Source organism: Paenibacillus sp. SRL342, from assembly GCF_984798905.1.
Genome location: NZ_OZ481790.1, coordinates 564,678 through 582,654, shown reverse-complemented (window position 1 = coordinate 582,654; position 17,977 = coordinate 564,678). Strand labels below are relative to the sequence as shown.

At 48.3% G+C, this 17,977-nt stretch carries 12 protein-coding genes; 4 read left to right on the top strand and 8 right to left on the bottom strand.

Annotated elements, in window-relative coordinates; translation table 11 throughout:
- Positions 1 to 14: 14 nt before the first annotated feature.
- Complete coding sequence (locus AC4E8D_RS02755; RefSeq protein WP_221823703.1) at positions 15 to 1,667, top strand: methyl-accepting chemotaxis protein; 1,653 nt, start codon at positions 15 to 17, stop codon at positions 1,665 to 1,667.
- Positions 1,668 to 2,188: 521 nt separating this feature from the next.
- On the opposite strand, the gene AC4E8D_RS02750 is transcribed toward AC4E8D_RS02755, so the two are convergent.
- The 3 genes from AC4E8D_RS02750 to AC4E8D_RS02740 all read right to left on the bottom strand — a co-directional run bounded on the left by AC4E8D_RS02750 (position 2,189) and on the right by AC4E8D_RS02740 (position 5,451).
- Entirely contained in the window at positions 2,189 to 3,868 is a 1,680-nt protein-coding gene (locus AC4E8D_RS02750; protein ID WP_221823705.1) for an NAD(P)H-hydrate dehydratase, read from the bottom strand.
- A 202-nt stretch (positions 3,869 to 4,070) separates the two neighbouring features.
- The gene (locus AC4E8D_RS02745) at positions 4,071 to 4,703 is read right to left on the bottom strand and encodes an NAD(P)-dependent oxidoreductase (protein ID WP_490205816.1); all 633 of its coding nucleotides are present in this window, start codon (positions 4,701 to 4,703) and stop codon (positions 4,071 to 4,073) included.
- Between the two features lie 319 nt (positions 4,704 to 5,022).
- A complete protein-coding gene (locus AC4E8D_RS02740; protein WP_221823708.1) occupies positions 5,023 to 5,451 on the bottom strand; it encodes a GNAT family N-acetyltransferase in 429 nt (142 codons plus the stop codon).
- Positions 5,452 to 5,562: 111 nt separating this feature from the next.
- Here AC4E8D_RS02740 and AC4E8D_RS02735 point away from each other — a divergent pair, with 111 nt between their 5' ends.
- A complete protein-coding gene (locus AC4E8D_RS02735; protein WP_221823710.1) occupies positions 5,563 to 6,450 on the top strand; it encodes a hypothetical protein in 888 nt (295 codons plus the stop codon).
- Positions 6,451 to 7,077: 627 nt separating this feature from the next.
- On the opposite strand, the gene AC4E8D_RS02730 is transcribed toward AC4E8D_RS02735, so the two are convergent.
- On the bottom strand, positions 7,078 to 9,789 hold the full coding sequence (locus tag AC4E8D_RS02730; RefSeq protein WP_260632932.1) for an S-layer homology domain-containing protein: 2,712 nt from the start codon (positions 9,787 to 9,789) through the stop codon (positions 7,078 to 7,080).
- 362 nt (positions 9,790 to 10,151) lie between these two features.
- Between AC4E8D_RS02730 and AC4E8D_RS02725 the strand changes: the two genes are divergently transcribed.
- Entirely contained in the window at positions 10,152 to 12,473 is a 2,322-nt protein-coding gene (locus AC4E8D_RS02725; protein ID WP_221823714.1) for a helix-turn-helix domain-containing protein, read from the top strand.
- A 219-nt stretch (positions 12,474 to 12,692) separates the two neighbouring features.
- Complete coding sequence (locus AC4E8D_RS02720; RefSeq protein ID WP_490205815.1) at positions 12,693 to 14,237, top strand: extracellular solute-binding protein; 1,545 nt, start codon at positions 12,693 to 12,695, stop codon at positions 14,235 to 14,237.
- Between the two features lie 98 nt (positions 14,238 to 14,335).
- On the opposite strand, the gene AC4E8D_RS02715 is transcribed toward AC4E8D_RS02720, so the two are convergent.
- From AC4E8D_RS02715 to AC4E8D_RS02700, 4 genes are all read right to left on the bottom strand, one after another.
- Positions 14,336 to 14,575 (bottom strand): YezD family protein, encoded by a 240-nt coding sequence (locus tag AC4E8D_RS02715; protein WP_036607453.1) that lies wholly within the window; start codon positions 14,573 to 14,575, stop codon positions 14,336 to 14,338.
- Between the two features lie 156 nt (positions 14,576 to 14,731).
- Positions 14,732 to 15,607, bottom strand: coding sequence for a sulfate ABC transporter permease subunit CysW (gene cysW, locus AC4E8D_RS02710; protein ID WP_221823718.1), 876 nt, complete (start codon positions 15,605 to 15,607; stop codon positions 14,732 to 14,734).
- 67 nt (positions 15,608 to 15,674) lie between these two features.
- Positions 15,675 to 16,511 carry a sulfate ABC transporter permease subunit CysT gene (gene cysT / locus AC4E8D_RS02705; RefSeq protein ID WP_017690928.1) on the bottom strand — a complete coding sequence of 279 codons (837 nt, stop codon included), beginning with the start codon at positions 16,509 to 16,511 and terminating at the stop codon, positions 15,675 to 15,677.
- Positions 16,512 to 16,598: 87 nt separating this feature from the next.
- Complete coding sequence (locus AC4E8D_RS02700) at positions 16,599 to 17,678, bottom strand: sulfate ABC transporter substrate-binding protein (protein WP_490206460.1); 1,080 nt, start codon at positions 17,676 to 17,678, stop codon at positions 16,599 to 16,601.
- Positions 17,679 to 17,977: the final 299 nt, after the last annotated feature.

Here is a 17,977-nt window from a genome sequence, read left to right as displayed (position 1 = left end):
GAGGAGGTACGCTCATGAAACTACAGGGAAAACTGATATTTAATGCTCTAATTTCACTGCTTCTATGCCTTGTGCTAGTGGCTTATATCATCATGCAATTGCTCGGCATGAATGCCAAAAATCAAAATCTGGTACCCGCCATGCTCAAGGTGAGTGAACTGAATGCCAATCAGATTCAGACCCAGCAGGCGCTGGATGTCTACTCATTCTCCATGACAGCAGGAAACCAGGACGCCGTACTTCGCTTGCTGGATGAAGGCCAAACGATGATTCAGGAGCTTACGGACGGATTGCTCGAAACAGATCAGCAGTTACAACTTATTCAGTCCATCGAGACAAAATTAGAAGCTCTCAACCAGGGAGCCACAGAAGCGATGAGCAAGATGAACAGTGCGGAAGCAAAACGTTACAGCACTCGGGTTCGGGGCATACAGAATGATATCTATTCGTTAGATGAGATGACTCGGGATCGTTATGATCAATATACGGTTGATTTGGAACATGACATTCAGCAAACGTGGCAAGCCGCTCTGGCAGGAGCCATCGTATTGCTCGTCGCCGTAATGCTGTTTAATATGTATACTTCACGTCAGATCGCCAAACGTATTCGTACACTCAAAGACGCCGCTGGACAAATTGCGGACGGTGACCTGACCGGACAATTACCGGAAGCTCGGGGCAAAGATGAACTCGATGACCTGAGTCGCTCCTTCGGTATCATGACTCATAATATTCGTGGCATTATTCAGTCGATTGGTGAAGCGGGTCAGCGGGTCGATCTGATGGCACAAGATATTGACCGCGGTAATGATACAGCCCAAGCGATCGTACAGCAAGTATCCCGCACCACGGAGGAACTCTCGATTGGCAGTCAAAAGATTGCCGAGGATCTGAGTGAAACGGTGATGGTTGTGGACAAAATGCAGTCTACTTTCAATAGCAATCTGGAGGCCACTTCCCAATCGGTGATCGATGGTCGTGAAGTATTAACTACCGTTGAGGAAGGTAATAAGGCTGTAGCAGAGCAACTCCGCCTGGCCGAAGTGAATCGCATGGCGATGTCCGAGGTGGAACAAACGGTGCGGGAACTGGAAGAAAGCGCGGTTCGAATCACTACGATGACGGCATATGTATCGGAGATTGCCAAACAAACGACCATGCTCTCGTTAAATGCCTCCATAGAGGCTGCTCGCGCTGGAGAAGCCGGACGTGGCTTCGCTGTTGTTGCCGGCGAGGTGAACAAACTCGCCGAACAATCTGCGCAATCGGTCAAACATATCTATGCGGCTGTGGGCGAAATCACAACCTCCATGGACAAGGTGAAGAACTCTGTAGCACAGAGCATGCAGCTATTCGGCGAACAGGAACAAGCCACAAGCCAGACTCGTGAATCCTTCTCCGCCATTCGTGGAAGTGTGGAGCGGATTAGTACCGGCATCCATCAGCTTGCTGAGGACATGCAACACTCCAATGAACTCAGTACACAGGTGCAACAGGCCATCGAAAATATCAGTGCCATCACCCAGCAGTCAGCTGCCAGCAGTGAAGAGATTACCGCCTCCACGTCGGAACAACAACGTTCCTTCGCTGATGCAAGTATCAAGGTGAAGTCATTGCGTGATATCAGCGCAGAGATGCATCAGGAGCTGCTGCGATTCCGGTTGTAATCAAGATGTCGGGAGAATTCGGACCGGGCGTAGTTCGGATGTCGTTTAGATGCAGGTTAGATGCAGATTATAGGCAAGTTATGGGCAGGTTATAAGCAAGCCAGGATCAGGTAGCGTGAACATACAAACATAAAAACAAATAAAGGGGAGTCTCCGTCATGGATCATGACAGGGCTCCCCTTTTCAATAGCTAATCGCTGTTTCATCTAATCATCGTTCCCATGGCACGCGCAAGACGGTAAGCAGACACGAAAGTTGATAACAAGGTATCAGCGTTTCAGATCCAAACGTTTAACAAACTGAGCAAACCTTATTGGGCCACTCATTGCAGATTCTAAAAACTAACGAATCTCAGGCATTCTATTCCCTAATTCAGCCTGGTTTTACAGGTATATTCTCTGAAATACACAGAAATAACGTGGATAAGGTTCGTTAGCTTTTGCTCCTCCATGTATACCGTGGCATAAGGTGTGTAAGATTCGTTAGAGCACTGACGAGCTTGTCCCACACCTGCCCCATCCTCACAGTGCGTCGATGATGTCTCCGGCCAGTAGAGACGACGGGTCACCGCGCAGCAGGGCTGCGCGTTCGGCGGCCTGTCCGTGGAGATATACGCCGAACGCGGCGGCTTGCTCCGCGCTGAGCCCTTGGGCAAGCAGACCGGCGATGATGCCGGTCAATACGTCTCCGGCACCGCCAGTTGCCATGCCGGCGTGCCCGGTGGTGTTGATGTACGCCTCGCCGGTTGGCGTTGCGATGACCGTTCGTGCTCCCTTGAGCACAAGGGTCACGCCCTGCTCGCGGGCGTATTTTGCAGCGTGTCCAATGCGGTCACGCTGCACTTCCTGGGTCGACATGCCCAGCAGTCGGCCCATCTCGCCAGGGTGCGGCGTCAGGATTGTCGCCGCACTTCGCTGGCCCCAGTCGCGAGGCCCCTCTGGGCCAGCGTCTGCCAGCATGTTGAGGGCGTCCGCGTCGATGATCAGCGGACGATCCGTATGTTGCCACAGACGGCGCAGCCATTCTGTGTCGCCCTGGAAGCGGCCAAGGCCGGGGCCGGTCGCGAGCACGTCGCGGCTCTCCGCGAGACGCAGCACGGCGTCGGCGGAAGCCGCGTTCCATTCGCCGCTGTCGCCATCGGCGGCGGCAGCGAGCATGAGCTCGGGTACGGTGCCGATGACATGCGGCAGCAGTGCCGCGGGCAGCGCCCATGTGGCGAGCCCGCAGCCTGCGCGCAGCGCGGCTTTGGCCGAGAGCAGGCCAGCGCCGCTCATCGGCAATCTTCCTGCGGCCAGCAACACGTGGCCGTAGGTGCCCTTGTGGCCGTCCGGTGCCCGGAGACGGCCTGTATCCACGCGCAGCGCACCGCGCAGCACCTCGTCCGTCAGCAGACGGACCGAGGGGCCATGCTCTGGCGCAAGCCGCGCGGGAATGCCGATGGCGCTCACCACGATGCGCCCCGCGGCAGAAGCACCCGGGTACTGCACCAGCCCACGCTTAAGCAGCGCGAGGCATACGGTCACCCGGGCTTGAATGCAGGGCTCGTACACCTCTCCGGTGTCGGCGTCCAGCCCGCTTGGCACATCGGCGGACACGACCGGCTTGCCGCTGTCGTTCGCCGCCTCGATCAGCGCCGCGTAAGCTCCCCGCGGCGCTCCCTTCGAGCCGGTGCCCAACAGCGCATCCACGATGCCTGTGCACCGGCTGAAGTCCACGGCTTCGCGCCCGTGGACAAGAGCAGGGATGCCAAGCTTCGCGGCGGCATCCCGTTGCATTGCGGCTTCGCCCCGCAGTGCATCAGGGGCATCGGCATAGACCAATGTCACGCCAAGCCCTGCTTCAACCAAATGGCGCGCGGCCACCAGCCCATCGCCGCCATTATTGCCCTTGCCGATCAGCATGTACCACTGCTGATCTCCCGGGCGCTCCATCACCAGCGCCGGATCGGCGATGATGTCGCCACCATACCCTTGCCGATCACCGGGCCCGGTGTGTGCCCGCCTCGCATCTGTCTTGCTGTTATAGCCAAGCCTTACTGAATCCGCAAGCCTGCCTTCTGCCTGCCCTTCCCGGCACAGCTTGATCACTTCCTCAGCAATGGCTCGTCCTGCATTCTCCATCAGACTTGCTGCCGGAATACCGAGCTGATGAATGGTATGCTCGTCCACAGCTCTCATCTGTTCAGCGGTTACGATAAACAACGTTCATCCCTCCCCGTGACAAGCTCATCTCATACCTAAAAGCAACAACTTCACACTAAACGCTGCATCCTATATTTGTATCTCTATCTTTCCCTTAACCTCATATAGTTACCATGATGCGCTCCATGCATCATTGGAAGCTCTATTAATCCCGTGTACGAGACCTTCAGATTAAATCATCCATTCCAAAGCCTGTCTACGCTTAATAACCTACCGTAAACCGAGCTTGGATAAATTGCGGATCGTCCAGTTCATCCACCAAAGCCGCTGCAAAATCACCAACCGAAATCGAGCTTTCCCCGATATCATCCGTAATCACACGGTTCATGCCAACCCGGAATTGGCCTGTCCGACGTCCTGTTGTGATTGTCGCAGCAGGGCTCATGTAGGTCCAGTGAATACCTGATGCTTCAATCAGGTCATAGGCTTCTGCATGTGCTCTTGCCAGTGGTTTGACTTCCTCCGGGAATCCCGGCGTATCCATCAGCATATCACTGGAATCAGTCAGCAAGCTTCCTGCTCCACCAACCACAACCAGCCGTCCTGCTTTTGCACGGCGCACACCTTCAATTAATGAGCGTGTGACTTCCAGCATTTCTTCTTCTTCTCCAAACTTCGGTCCATACGCACTCACAACCACTTCTTGACCCGCTGCAAAATCTGCCACCTGATCCGGGTTAAGCAGATCTCCCTGTTCTACACGCAAACGCTCATGAACCATCTCAATCTTCGACGGATCACGCACCACCGCTGTCACTTCATGCCCACGATCCATCAGCTCCCACAGTATCGTCTTGCCAATCGCTCCGGTTGCTCCAAAAATGGTTACTTTCATATGAATTCCCTCTTTTCTGTAGATATCATCTCATCAACTTACCGTTATTTTAATACTTAATCCTATTGTTATATACCTTAAACGGCTCACGCCATCTTAAACCGGATGTGAACAACTTGTAAACCTATCTCTTACAGCTTATATGTAGAAAAATAATCTTTACTTCAACTAGCGGAAGAAACACTGACACTCTTAAGTATCCCCTCTCTCCGCCAGCACTCAACACGAATCATGAAAAAAGCCGCTAAATGCGGCTATACTAAGATAATTTCATACGACCTAAGTCTATTCTTATCTTAAAATTTCAGTTTTCGTTCCGCTAGGTAGTCGATCCTTCTTCTCCCTGCCTCCACCACATACCCTCCGATTTTGGGCTGGTGTATTCAAATCCAAATTGAGCATACAGGCGATCAGCCGGAACATCCGCCAGCAGACTGACCAGACCACGGGCAGGTACTGCTTCACGCAGATAATTCATAATCTCGCTCATGATCAGTCTTCCATACCCCATTCCCTGAACATCCGGGTGTACAGCAATATCGACGACCTGAAAGAAACAACCTCCATCTCCAATCACTCGCCCCATGCCTATCAGCATATCCTCTTCACGCAGACATACGGCAAACAGGCTATTCGGTAATCCAATCTCCGCCCCTTCCCTGCTCATTGCACTAAGGCCGGCAATCTGCCGCAAGGCAAGATACTCCACCGCTGCGGGTGGTGTGTGTTCAATATTCACATGATCCATGAATTGTGCCCCTTTCTGCTTGAATTCATCTACTTCCTGTGTAATAGTGAGAGAAAGCTTACGTGAAGCGTGTTTCATGATACGTGAAGTTGGTGCAAAGGAGGAACAAGTGTGTTTCAACGTTGGATTGAAGATCTAACATCGCGCCCAGGCACTGTGGCTGTGCTGTTTGGAGTCATGGCTTTGCTTCTGGGGATATACATATGGTCTGCCACTGAAGTTCGCCGCAGCCACGAAAGGCGAATGAGAAGGATACGAGATACATTATACATAAGTACAGCCCTCTTGGGACAACTTACCATCCAGGAAAATCGGAATTATGAACGATCGGAACACGAACATGACGATCTGATAACAGCAATGTTAGCCTGCAAAGCTGCATCTTACCTATCCCCTCAGCTACAGGACCAGATCCGTGACTGTATTAAGGATCATGATTCTGCCCGACTTGGCCTGATGCACAGAGCACTGGAACGGGAATGCACCGTATTATCGGATGAACTCAGCCGGGAGACTTATGCAGATCATTGGGGCACAGCGGTCTGGACCATCCTTCGGCCCATAGCCGAACCAGCCGCACTGGCGGCCACAGGGTTTCTGATTACAGATCTGGTATTTCGTCAGCGAATGTTGGACGTCCCTGTGGACTCATGGGACAGCATCTTGCCATGGATTCGCGCGATTTCCCTGATGATCACCATAATATATGGTTACCTGCTCTGGGCCAGCCCACGACGCGATAGGTCAAGTACAGTAACCAAAATGCTCTCCTTGCTGATCGCACTATGCTCCTTGCTCCATCTGATTGGACCTGCTGCTGCGCCCTACGCCCTTGGATTACAGCTGATTATATTTACTTCTGGTTTCGGGTTGACTGGGACACGCTCTCGAAGTGATCGCCCCTACGCAGGACATACGGATCTGGAACCAACAAAGCAAGTCTCTACGGAACTGGAAGGGAATACACGTCGTACATCTGGTACCAACACCGAAGAATAACCTACGCATCCAGCCGCTTCCGTATGATTAAACTTAGATAGATAGGAGACTCGGTCCTCCCTCGCTGGATTTTCACTGATCAGGTCATGTCTCCTTACTCGGCATGTTATACGATGATGGATGTCAGTGTCCCAAAATTGTAAAGAACCTCAGACACGTTATTTCCCAAAATCGCTCGATAAAAACGCTCTAAAACGCCGTACATTTCGATATAACGTGTCTCAGATTCGTTAGCGCTCACTCCCTGCTCATGCTCTGTTCCAAGCGCACTGAGAGGACAACCTCGTGTCCCTCTCGTACAAAGCGAAAATTTTCATTAATAGAAGAAAATAGGAGAATCGCCTTTGCGACATCCTGATCGCTAGCTCGTACATTCAGTATGCAGAGTATGCAGCATGCTTCCCTACTCTGGACCCGTTCATGTAAGCGTCGGCTTTCAGTAAGTTTGAAGACACGCTTTAAATTCTGCAAGTCTGTACGCAAAAAGGGCTGAAACTACATTGTAGCTTCAGCCCTTTTCTATATTACTAATTTTGTCTTGCGAAGAATGATCGGAAGGTTATTCTGTCATCGAAGTGGCATGTGTAACATACTTTAGTCACTTTATATCATGGATAATTACTTCACTTATTTGGCTACAACATGTGCAATGACGCGGCCCTTTTCGTACGTGACAGTCACGTCATAACCATCTGCCGTTACACTGTCGAATTCACCTGTGATTCCATTAGCCGTGATTAACGTAATATCTTTGGAACCTTCAATCTTATGCTTGGACAAGTCGAGTTTGAGACTTCCTCCATCAATATAGAGCTTTCTGCCGACATTCAGCTGACTGTTGTTATCAGTCACTACCAATTCCAACGTACTGTTATCCATGGTAAAGTTTCTATTTAAGTTGAGTGCGCCGTCGACATCAACGACAACTGTTCCATTTTCTACATACAGATCACCTGTACCAAAAGCAGTTTCAGATTCGGCTACCAGCGTTCCTGCTTGCAGTAATGTTCCGCCAGTGTAGCTATTTTTCCCTGTCAATGTAAGGGTTCCTGTTCCTTTTTTCGTAAGCATTCCACTACCGGTAATATCATTTCTCCACCAGTCTTCTGCATTAAAGCGCCCTTTGGAAGCGTCCATATCCACAGTTACATTGTTCAAGAATGCACCGTATCCATCCGCAGCCGTGACCAGATCAATTCTACCCCAGCCCTTGGATTCATCCAGTACAGGATATCCAGAGTCAATGGATGTTGTATACAACACTTGTCTGCGTTGCTCATCTGTTAAATACGGTTGACGCGTTTCCAACAGGACTTCTGCTCCTTGCGGTACAACTGGAGCCAAACCTTTGGTTCCGGTTTGTGGTAGACCGTAAGTCATCTTTTCTCTATAGAAGGCTTTATTGGCATCATGATCTTCCCATTTGTGTTCATCATAAGCACTCTTGAACGTGTAATCCTCAGTTACGGTGTGTGCATACTCATACAGACTCATATTTTTTTCCTTGGCTGCAGCTCCAAATACTTCTCCGGCATTCTCATAACCTTTCTCTAACACATCTTTGTTCTCAGCCTGATTAAGTGCATATGCAGCCATGGCTGTGGATTGTATTCTTCCTCCTATAACATCAAGCGGCGAGTGCATCCCCGTTACGACTCGATTCTCTCCCAACTGAGCTGCTCTCGTTAACAATTCAGCGAATCGTTCTGGTGTAGCGTATGCCAAAGGAAATACGGATAAGTAAGCTGCACTGGTATGTCCGCTCGGAAATCCGCCATCTTTTCCTCTTCCATCCTCAGCGATTCGTTTGACATAACTTAAGGCAGGAATAAGCTTAACGTTGGTTTCGTATTGCTGGTAATGTTTTTCTCCTGTAGATTTGGTGCCGCCTGAAGCCAAAGGTACTTCTTTTTTCTCACCTTCGCCCATGGTTTCCCATACAGGCAATCCTTTGCTGTCAACAACTTCTTTCACTTCTCCATTGGAATTCATTCTCCACGGTCTTGGGGAAGAGTAGAAATATTTAGAGGGATTAGATGAGGCAGGAATTTTGAATCGAACCAGATCAACCAAATTAACCAAGTCTGAAAGCTCCGTTTTTTCATCCCAATCTCCAATACCTTGGCTTTCATCTTCCACTGTTTCTTCGGTCAATACCACATTCATCTCGTCCACCGTTCGTTCAACGTTGGTCTTTGGCTTGATGATATCTACATACGTGTTAGCCAACGGACCAAAGCCCTCCATCACGCTATAGATCTTATCTCTTTGGTCATCATAGTAGGCTGCCAAAGCCTCTTCACCCGTGCGGTTTTGCGTGACCTTTTCGACATATTTGATATTGGCTTCCCAAGTCGCTTTGTTTCGGATCTCTTCATTTGCATATGTTTTCTGATCAGCGACGGCTACGGTTGGGTCATTTTTAAATCCGTCATAATAAGGGGACGGTCCATCTCCATACTTTGCATTTTTTCCGTCAGCTCCAATTTTGGTTGCCGCTGTTCCATCTCGCCAATCCGCTTGGTTCATGGACCATACTTGATCAAAACCGTCCAAAATATCAATAAATGGATTGGTTTCCGCAATATTTTTCAAGGTGTCGTCTCCAGCATTGGCTCCGTGCTTCACGGCGGACAACCGAGCTTCATCTGCTGGGGGGTTAACATTCAGCACGGTTGCCGTTCCTTTTGGCTTAGCTGGTTTGGCAGCTGTAGTAGCATCTGTTTCCACAGCCTTAACGAGCGCAGACACCGCTTCGGCACGAGTAATGGAATTAAGCGGTTTGAAGCTTCCATCTGCATAACCAGCGATAATTTTCGCTGCTGCCGCTCCACCTACCGCTCCCTTGCTCCACGCCGCAATAGACGATGAATCGCTAAATACATTCGCTGCTGTTTCATTTAACTCCAAGTTCAAAATGCCAGCGATCACTTTAGCTGCTTCTTGACGGGTAATCGGATCTTGCGGCTTCATTGTGCCATCGGTGTATCCATCTATATATCCATTCGCATTTGCAATAGAAATTGCTTCGTAATACCATGCACTCTCAGACACATCGTTAAAGGTAATTTTAGCTTGTCCGGAATATCCAAAAGCACCGTTTACCAAATTCATAAATTCTGCTCTGGTAATATACGTATTTGGTTTGAAGGAATGATCCAGGTAACCTCGAATTAATCCTTCATCACCCCATGCTTGAATATTTGCTTCCGCCCAGTGTCCCTTAATATCAGAGAACTGAATCTTCTGATCGGCTGCAAAACTCTTCTCTGCAAATGTCGGACCTACCATAGACAACATTAGAAGTAATGCCAGTGACTTTTTAAGTGGTTTTCTCATGGCTTGCAAATACACGCTCCCGTTATGGTAAATTATTTTTTTGCTTCTGCATCTGCAAATGAGTAAGAAAGACTCTATACAGATGTCTGATCTGCCGTTACTGTAGCATTAGGGAGCGTTTCGCATCTATAGAACAAATTCCGTTTTATATCAAAATCGTACGTTTCGGAGCTTATATGCCAAGAAAATGGAGTTAGATACTACTTTATCAATTAAAATACCTACTTTTGTAAACGCTTTATTAACTGAAAGTAAATTATGGAGTGGGAGTTTGTTAAATTTCGATCAACATGATTTCTAGTCCTCGGCCTGCTATATAATGATGAAGTTGTTTAGAAAAGAGACATGAAGGGGGAAAAAGAATGCATAAGCCATTTCAATCTGTGAGATCCAAAATGGTTCTTTCCTACCTTGCAGTCGTTCTTGTCATTGCGCTTCTTTTCGGCTCCATTCTATACCTTTTCTTCTCCCATCAATACAGCAAAGAGATTCGAATCAATAATCAACTTTCGCTGAAAAGCACCGTCAATACTATTGAGAGCTCCGTGATCCAGAAGGTGAATCAGGTCTATCTGTCCCTGGCACTCGGTAACGCAGCAAGTATCGATTTAGATAGCTTAAAAGGAAACCATAGCAAAATCTTGGACATCGAACAGTCCCTCAAAAATATGGTGCAAAATTATTCGGATCTCATTGAAGCTATTCATGTGTACGATACGAGGAACCACTTCATCGTCTCATCTGTATATGGGCTATTGCTCTATGAGGACACGCCTTCGAGTGTGGATCATACGACGGATTGGATTGCTGCGATGAAAGAGACTCCAGAAAGCTCCTTATGGATGAAGACTCGCATGGTGCCTCAGGATGCTTATATCGAATCACGGGAACAGGGCAATATGAGTCATCTAATTTCCTATGTCCATAGTTACCCGTTTCAATCGTCTGGACAAGACAGTAAGGCCATGATTGCGATTGATATCAAAGAATCAGCGATCAGTCAGATCATTAAAAATATGATCCCTGCTGACTATGCAAATACATTAATCATCGATCAGGACGGAACCGTCATATCTGCCGCGGACAAAACGTTGATAGGCAGCTCCACGGAGGAGAATCTAACGCAGTCGCTCCTTGCCTATCATTCTTCAGATGAGAGCTTCGCACCTGTATTTAACTATGACTCTCATGTCGTCACCCAAGATCAATTTAAAGGAAATGCATGGAGAATATACACAACCACACCTAATGAAAGCTTCTATTATAAATTGGATAGCTTAAAAGAAATTTCGGTTTTTCTTGGCTTGTTGGCTGTCGCAGTTGGGATCGTGATGTCCTCCATTTTTACCAGGGCCAACTATAGTCCTCTTAAGCGAATCATGAATAACATCAAGAGCCGGATGGACAGCCCAACCAGCTTAAAGCAAGACGAATATCGGTTCATCGATACAACGTTTAACAGTCTGTCCAATAAAGTTGATAGTCTTGAAGAAACCTTACAGGCCAATCACAGAATGATTAAGCATAGTATCATGCTTAATATGTTAAATAATCGATTTACACCCGAGGAACTTTCAGAACAGCTCCAGTCTGTTCACATTTCAATGGCTTACTCTCGCTTCCGTTGCATCGTCATTGACCCCGTCAATGAGAAGTGGAAGGATCTGCAGCCACGACAGTTGCAGCATACGTTGTATACGATGATCCAGCAACTGGAGCTCACAGAAATGGATGAAACTCAACTACTGGCAGAGGAATTGCAGGATCACAAAATAGCAGTAATCATCTGTACCAACCAACCCGAAGAACCGCTCTCTGATCACATTGTTGACTTTATTCACGCTGAGGCGAGCAGCAGATTTGGCCTGGAATTTGTACTATCGTTAGGCGGATGGGTAGAACACTTCACGAAGATTCACACAAGCTATCATCAGGCGAATATCCTGATTCGCTACAGCTACTTCTTTCCCGAGCAGTCTGCCATTCAGGATCTTGATCTTCTGAACAGGGAAGCCAGCAGTTTGGAAATTCCGGAGTCCTACCTCGTCAACTTTGAAAAGAAATTGCAGACTCGGGATGTGCAAGGTACGGTTGAGGCCATTCAGAAATTGGTCGCGACAATAAAGGAAGGCCCCTATTCCGCCGAATACAGCCGTATCATATTATTAAAAACGGTATCTATTTACGCGGAGTGTATTAATCAGGTGCGCCTGCAACCCGCCGAGGCGAGTTCATTGAATATGTACAAGCAACTTTCATTGTTCTACAATATCAACCGCTATTCGGAATGGATGATTCATCTCGTGACCGAATTTGTGATGCAGATGGAGAAGCGCAGCGAGGTACGAAGTGTGGATACCATCTCGGCTGTCAAAGCCTATATTCACGAGCACTTATCGGGCGATCTCACGCTGGATCATGTCTCAGAGCAAGTATTCATCAGCCCTAAATATCTCAGTAAACTTTTCAAGGAAGAAACCGGGATTGTTTATTCCGAATATGTTACGAATCAGAGAATGGAACGCGCACGGGAACTCATGACACAACGCGAAATTACAGTTGAGCAGGTCGCAAGTTCGGTCGGTTACCGTACCCCTGCTTATTTCATTAAGAAGTTCAAAGAAATTCACGGCTGTACACCAAAAAACTTCATGCGCAGTCTAATGGAACAGGGATCTATATAGGTTCAATTAGGAATATTTACACGGACACTCCGATGACAGAACAACCTTCCGATCGCTGTTATTGTGTAAATGTTAAATTGAACCTATATAGAATTTAAAATTAGTAAAGGAGCTGCTATGAACCTTAACCTGTCAAGAAAGCTATGTCTATTGATTGCTACATCTATTCTTATAGGATTGATGAACGGTTGTACCTTTCTAAACAGGGAAGGATCACAAGTGCAACAGCAGGACCATTTGGAAAGTCCTGAGAAGGAGACAGTACCGCAATATACGATATCCTGGACCATGCATCAAAATATTGCTGTTCCTGTGGACGCGGAGATGATTGCATATATTGAGGATCAGTTTGATGTCGATCTGGAGGTGTGGAATCTTGAGAACAAGCGGTACGAGGAACTGCTGGACCTGGAGCTTGCTCAAGGGAAGATACCCGATCTGTTTCGAATCAGACAACCGCATGATCTGCTTAAATATCAAATGCAAGGGGTATTAGCGGAAATCTCCCCAGAAGTCCTTGAACAATATGCGCCAAATATCGTGCAGCGAATTCGCGATTATGATTCACGTTATTTAGAGTTAGAGTATGGAAAAATAAACGGTGGCTTATATGGAATTCCGGTCATTAATCAGACCAATATCTATCGAACTCCTGTTGTATACCGAGAGGACTGGCTTAAGCAGCTTGGTCTGGAGGTTCCGAAGACATTAGATGAATTTGAAACGGTTATGTATGCTTTTGCCAAAGATGATCCGGACGGAAATGGTAAACAGGATACGTATGGCCTATCCAGAGAGGGCTTAAATGTCGTGTTTGGCGCTTTTGGACAGTCCGTTTTCACCGAGCAACTATATTTTAATGAAAAAAACAACCAACTCGTGATCGGCGCTTTGGAGCCTGAGATGAAAAAAACCCTGACTTATATGCAAAAGTGGTATCAGGACGGGATTATTGACCCCGAGTTTATAACCGGCGAAAATAAAGGTGGATATAAACATCTATCCCATACTTTTATTAATGGAAAAATTGGGATGACCTCAATGGGCAACTACTATCATTGGAATCAAGAGGGAGACTACAGTGTCCTTAATGAAAATGGTCAAGAAACCCCAGTGAGAGCCTCGTTCAATGTTAATGAGCTGTTACAGAAGAACGCAACTGCAGAAGTTGTATTTGGTTCTCCTGTTATTGGTCCTGATGGACATAGCGGTTCAAAAGGGAACAATCTGCTGATGAATTTTATTGCTATAGGTGCTGAGGCTGCGAAGGAGCCGGGAAAACTGGAGGAAATTCTGGAGATACTCGATTATGTAAGTGCCAACCCCGATCCGGAGGAGCAGATCAAAATGGAGTATGGCCTTCCAGGAAAACACTGGAATTGGAGCGCTGAAGATTCAAACTCGTTCCATTTACTTTACCCATACAACAGAATGGAGAATTATATTAATAGGATCGGCTCAAGTATCGGCATGACGGTTCCAGGTACACCCTCGGATAAACGTGAACAGTGGGCTGCATCTGCAGGGTTGACGGAGAATGGTATCTATAATCGCCTGGAGGTTGCAACCCCTGCCCTGATTCAATATTCATCTGAATTGATTCGCATGAGAGACAGAGCGTACATCTCCATCATCACTGGCGATCAGCCTGTGGGGTATTTCGATACCTTTGTGGAAGAAGTCATGGATGCAGGTGGGCAACAGGTGCTGCTTGAAGCGAATCATTGGTATAAGGAGCATATGGAGACAAGTCGCGCACAATAGATAGGATGATTTGGAACATGCATTTCCCATGAGTTTCTGAAAAGTATACATTTGTGTTCCTATGCACCCATTCTCGTTTCCTGACGCCGTGTCACTCGCTATCCCTTTGCACTCGCATTGGATCCGCGTAGTGAACGGGCTGAACTGCTTCGTGCCGTGCTTCCGGATTTGGAGGCGCTGCCTGAGGGCGTGTTCTCAAAACGCTTGCGTTCGGTCCGCTCCATCTGCACAATCTGACCTTCGTGCACTACGATATGCAATGAACCAAACTCCATGTCATTCAGCTGTCCGGCAATTCGGTCCAACCATACCTCATCCACTTTTAACGGCTTAGCCATAGAGCTGCCTCCTCTTCTCGGGCTATTGCCCGCCATATTCCTAAGTACGCTGTCATCCAACGGATTTATAAATCATTCTTTTCCAACCTATATACTTGGTTTATACATTATCAGGGCTTCCAGTAGCTGTCAATCTGTATTTTCTTCTTCTCAAAATCACTTTTCTGAGACGGCTTTGTGTCCAAGCCAGCTCTTGAGCAGCAACGTGGCAAGAGCCAGAATCAGGAGCAGGGAAGCTACAGCAAACGAAGCCGAGAATTGATATTCGTTATACAAAATCTCGACATGAAGGGGTAACGTATTGGTCTCCCCGCGGATATGCCCGGATACCACAGATACGGCTCCGAACTCGCCCATAGCACGGGCATTACACAGAATAATGCCGTACAGCAGCCCCCATTTGATGTTGGGCAAGGTTACACTCCAGAAGATTCGCCACCCGGAAGCACCTAGTGTAACCGCCGCTTCCTCTTCCCGGGTTCCCTGGTCCTCCATTAGTGGAATCAGCTCCCTCGCTACGAAGGGGAAGGTAATAAACAGCGTTGCAATCACAATGCCTGGCAGCGCAAAAATGATTTTGATATCATGTTCGGACAGCCACGGCCCTAACCACCCATTCGAACCAAAGACCAATACAAAGATCAACCCGCCCACCACAGGCGAGATGGAAAAGGGAAGATCAATCAGGGTAATCATGAGTCCTTTGCCCTTGAACTGGAACTTGGTAATGACCCATGCAGCGGCCACACCAAATATCGTATTCAGCGGCACTGTAATCGCCGCAACCAATAACGTGAGTTTCAGTGCAGACATGGCATCCGGCTCGGTAAGAGCCGCGATGTACACAACCCAGCCCTGCTTCAACGCCTCCATGAGCACAATGGCCAGTGGCAAAATAAGCAGCCAGATGAGTACCAGGCTTGCCAGTCCGATTAACAACCATTTGACCCATCGAGCCTCCGTTGTTGCACGATTAGTTCCACGCCTGGTCTTTACGGGTGGAACAGGGCTCAGTGGGATAGAACCCGCCATATGCTGCACCTCCTTTGGTTTCGGTGAGTGACGTCTTTTAATATACTTATTCCACCATGCCTCATTGTCATGCTCTGCCCGCCTTTCGGCTCCAACGTTGCAAGGAATTAATGATCAGTAGCAGGATGAAAGAAACCAGAAGCAGCAGCAAAGCTACAGCTGTAGCGCCTGCATAATCGAACTGCTCCAGCTTGGCCATGATCAGCAAGGGGGCAATTTCTGTTTTCATCGGCATATTACCTGAGATAAACACAACGGAGCCATATTCGCCAATGCCCCGGGCAAAAGCCAGAGCAAACCCGGTCAGCAGCGGTGGGATCAGATCTGGCAGCAGAATGGTACGGAATATCCGCCATCTTCCTGCCCCCAGTGTGGCAGCCGCCTCTTCCACCTCCGCCTCCAGCTCCTCCAACACCGGTTGCACCGTGCGAACTACAAACGGAATTCCGATAAACATCAGCGCCAGCGTAATCCCGGCCTGTGAATAGGCGAGCTTGATGCCCAATGGCTCTACAAACTGCCCAATCCAGCCATTGCCGGCATAGATCGCCGTAAGAGCAACCCCTGCTACTGCCGTTGGCAAGGCAAAGGGCAGATCAATGACTGCATCAAACAGCCTTTTGCCCGGGAATTCATACCGAACAAGCACCCATGCCAGGAGCAGTCCCAGCACGAGATCAATCAGTGCCGCTGCACCTGCCGTCAGGAAGCTGACCTGGAAGGAAGCCAGCACCCTGGGATTGGTTGCAACCTCAATCATGGTTGCCCACGTCAGCCCTGTGGAGTTAAATAACAGCGCAGCCAGTGGAATAAGTACAACCAGGCTCAGGTAGAACACACTGTAACCCATCGTTAATCCGAATCCCGGCAATGTGCGTCTCCGCGCCACCATCACCTTGCTCATCCACGTTCATCCTCTCTGCCTTCAGCCGGTAAGGCTGGTTGGCCGCTCACAGCGCGATTGATCGGTTGTTCATTGAACAGAGCAACCTTAGCTGCCTGGAACATAGATCTGGTCGAAGATACCACCGTCATTGAAATGTTTGGCCTGGGTATCCCGCCATGTACCGAATACATCTTTCAACGTGAACAGCTCAAGTGCCGGGAACTGATCTTTGAATTTTTCCTCCACGCTGTCCAGCGTTGGACGGTAATAATTTTCAGCAGCAATTGTCTGTCCTTCTTCACTGTACAAATATTTCAGATAGGCATCCGCCACGTCGCGGCTTCCTTTTTTGTCTGCATTTTTGTCCACAATCGCAACCGGTGGTTCAGCCAAGATACTAACCGAAGGCACGACAATATCGAATTTGTCCGGGCCCAGCTCTTTTACGGATAAGAAAGCTTCATTCTCCCAAGCAAGCAGCACATCACCAATACCACGTTCAACAAACGTCGTCGTAGATCCGCGAGCACCCGAATCCAGTACAGGCGCATGTTTGAATAATTCTCCAACGAAAGCCTTCGCTTTCTCTTCATCATTGTTATTATGCTTAAGGGCATATCCCCATGCCGCCAGATAGTTCCAGCGTGCTCCGCCGGACGTTTTGGGATTCGGGGTGATGACTTGCGTATCCCCTTTGATCAGATCATCCCAGTCCTTGATGCCTTTTGGATTACCCTTACGTACAAGGAATACAATCGTAGAGGTATACGGAGCGCTGTTATGCTCGTATTTGTCCTGCCAGCCTTCGTTAATCAGACCTTTATCTTCAATCGCATCAATATCGTATCCCAATGCCAGCGTCACCACGTCTGCATCCAGTCCGTCAATAACAGAACGACTCTGTTTGCCCGATCCCCCATGGGACTGCTTGATGGTCACTTCCTGGCCTTTCTCTTTCAACCAATGCGCCGCAAACGCTTTGTTATATTGCTCATAGAGTTCCCGTGTTGGATCGTAGGAAACATTCAGCAGTTCGATGGCCTTGGCCCCTTCCTTGCCGCCTTCCGCTCCCCCCGATGTTCCTGTCGCACTGGACCCCCCGCTATCCGATCCGCATGCTGCCAGAACTCCTGTTAATACCAGTGCCAGACCAACCAGAATACCCTTGTGAATTCTCTTTTTCATTAAATACACTCCCCCGATATAGATCTGCATGACTACCTCAGGCCGGCTGAACAGGATGTAACGGCCCATAAAAAACAAGAAGACGGAGGAACCCCCGCGCACTTCTCCCCATAAAGTCATGCCGGCTTAAGGCCGTGCATGCTCCATCTGAAAAGGATGCGCTGCGGTGTTCCTCCGTCTATACGGTGAGAACGTTATTCTGTTCAGGTTGCATGGTTGCATCTGTCTGTAAAATGATCGTTTTCACAATGAAAACAGATTCGTTTTTATTATTCCTACCTGTTTAGTAAGTTATATAC

Bases quoted from the DNA above. Each gene is read 5' to 3' on its own strand.
- AC4E8D_RS02745 (WP_490205816.1), bottom strand. From the start codon at position 4,703: ATGAAAGTAACCATTTTTGGAGCAACCGGAGCGATTGGCAAGACGATA.
- AC4E8D_RS02700 (WP_490206460.1), bottom strand. From the start codon at position 17,678: ATGAAAAAGAGAATTCACAAGGGTATTCTGGTTGGTCTGGCACTGGTA.
- cysT (WP_017690928.1), bottom strand. From the start codon at position 16,511: ATGAGCAAGGTGATGGTGGCGCGGAGACGCACATTGCCGGGATTCGGA.
- AC4E8D_RS02740 (WP_221823708.1), bottom strand. From the start codon at position 5,451: ATGGATCATGTGAATATTGAACACACACCACCCGCAGCGGTGGAGTAT.
- AC4E8D_RS02730 (WP_260632932.1), bottom strand. From the start codon at position 9,789: ATGAGAAAACCACTTAAAAAGTCACTGGCATTACTTCTAATGTTGTCT.
- cysW (WP_221823718.1), bottom strand. From the start codon at position 15,607: ATGGCGGGTTCTATCCCACTGAGCCCTGTTCCACCCGTAAAGACCAGG.
- AC4E8D_RS02755 (WP_221823703.1), top strand. From the start codon at position 15: ATGAAACTACAGGGAAAACTGATATTTAATGCTCTAATTTCACTGCTT.
- AC4E8D_RS02715 (WP_036607453.1), bottom strand. From the start codon at position 14,575: ATGGCTAAGCCGTTAAAAGTGGATGAGGTATGGTTGGACCGAATTGCC.
- AC4E8D_RS02725 (WP_221823714.1), top strand. From the start codon at position 10,152: ATGCATAAGCCATTTCAATCTGTGAGATCCAAAATGGTTCTTTCCTAC.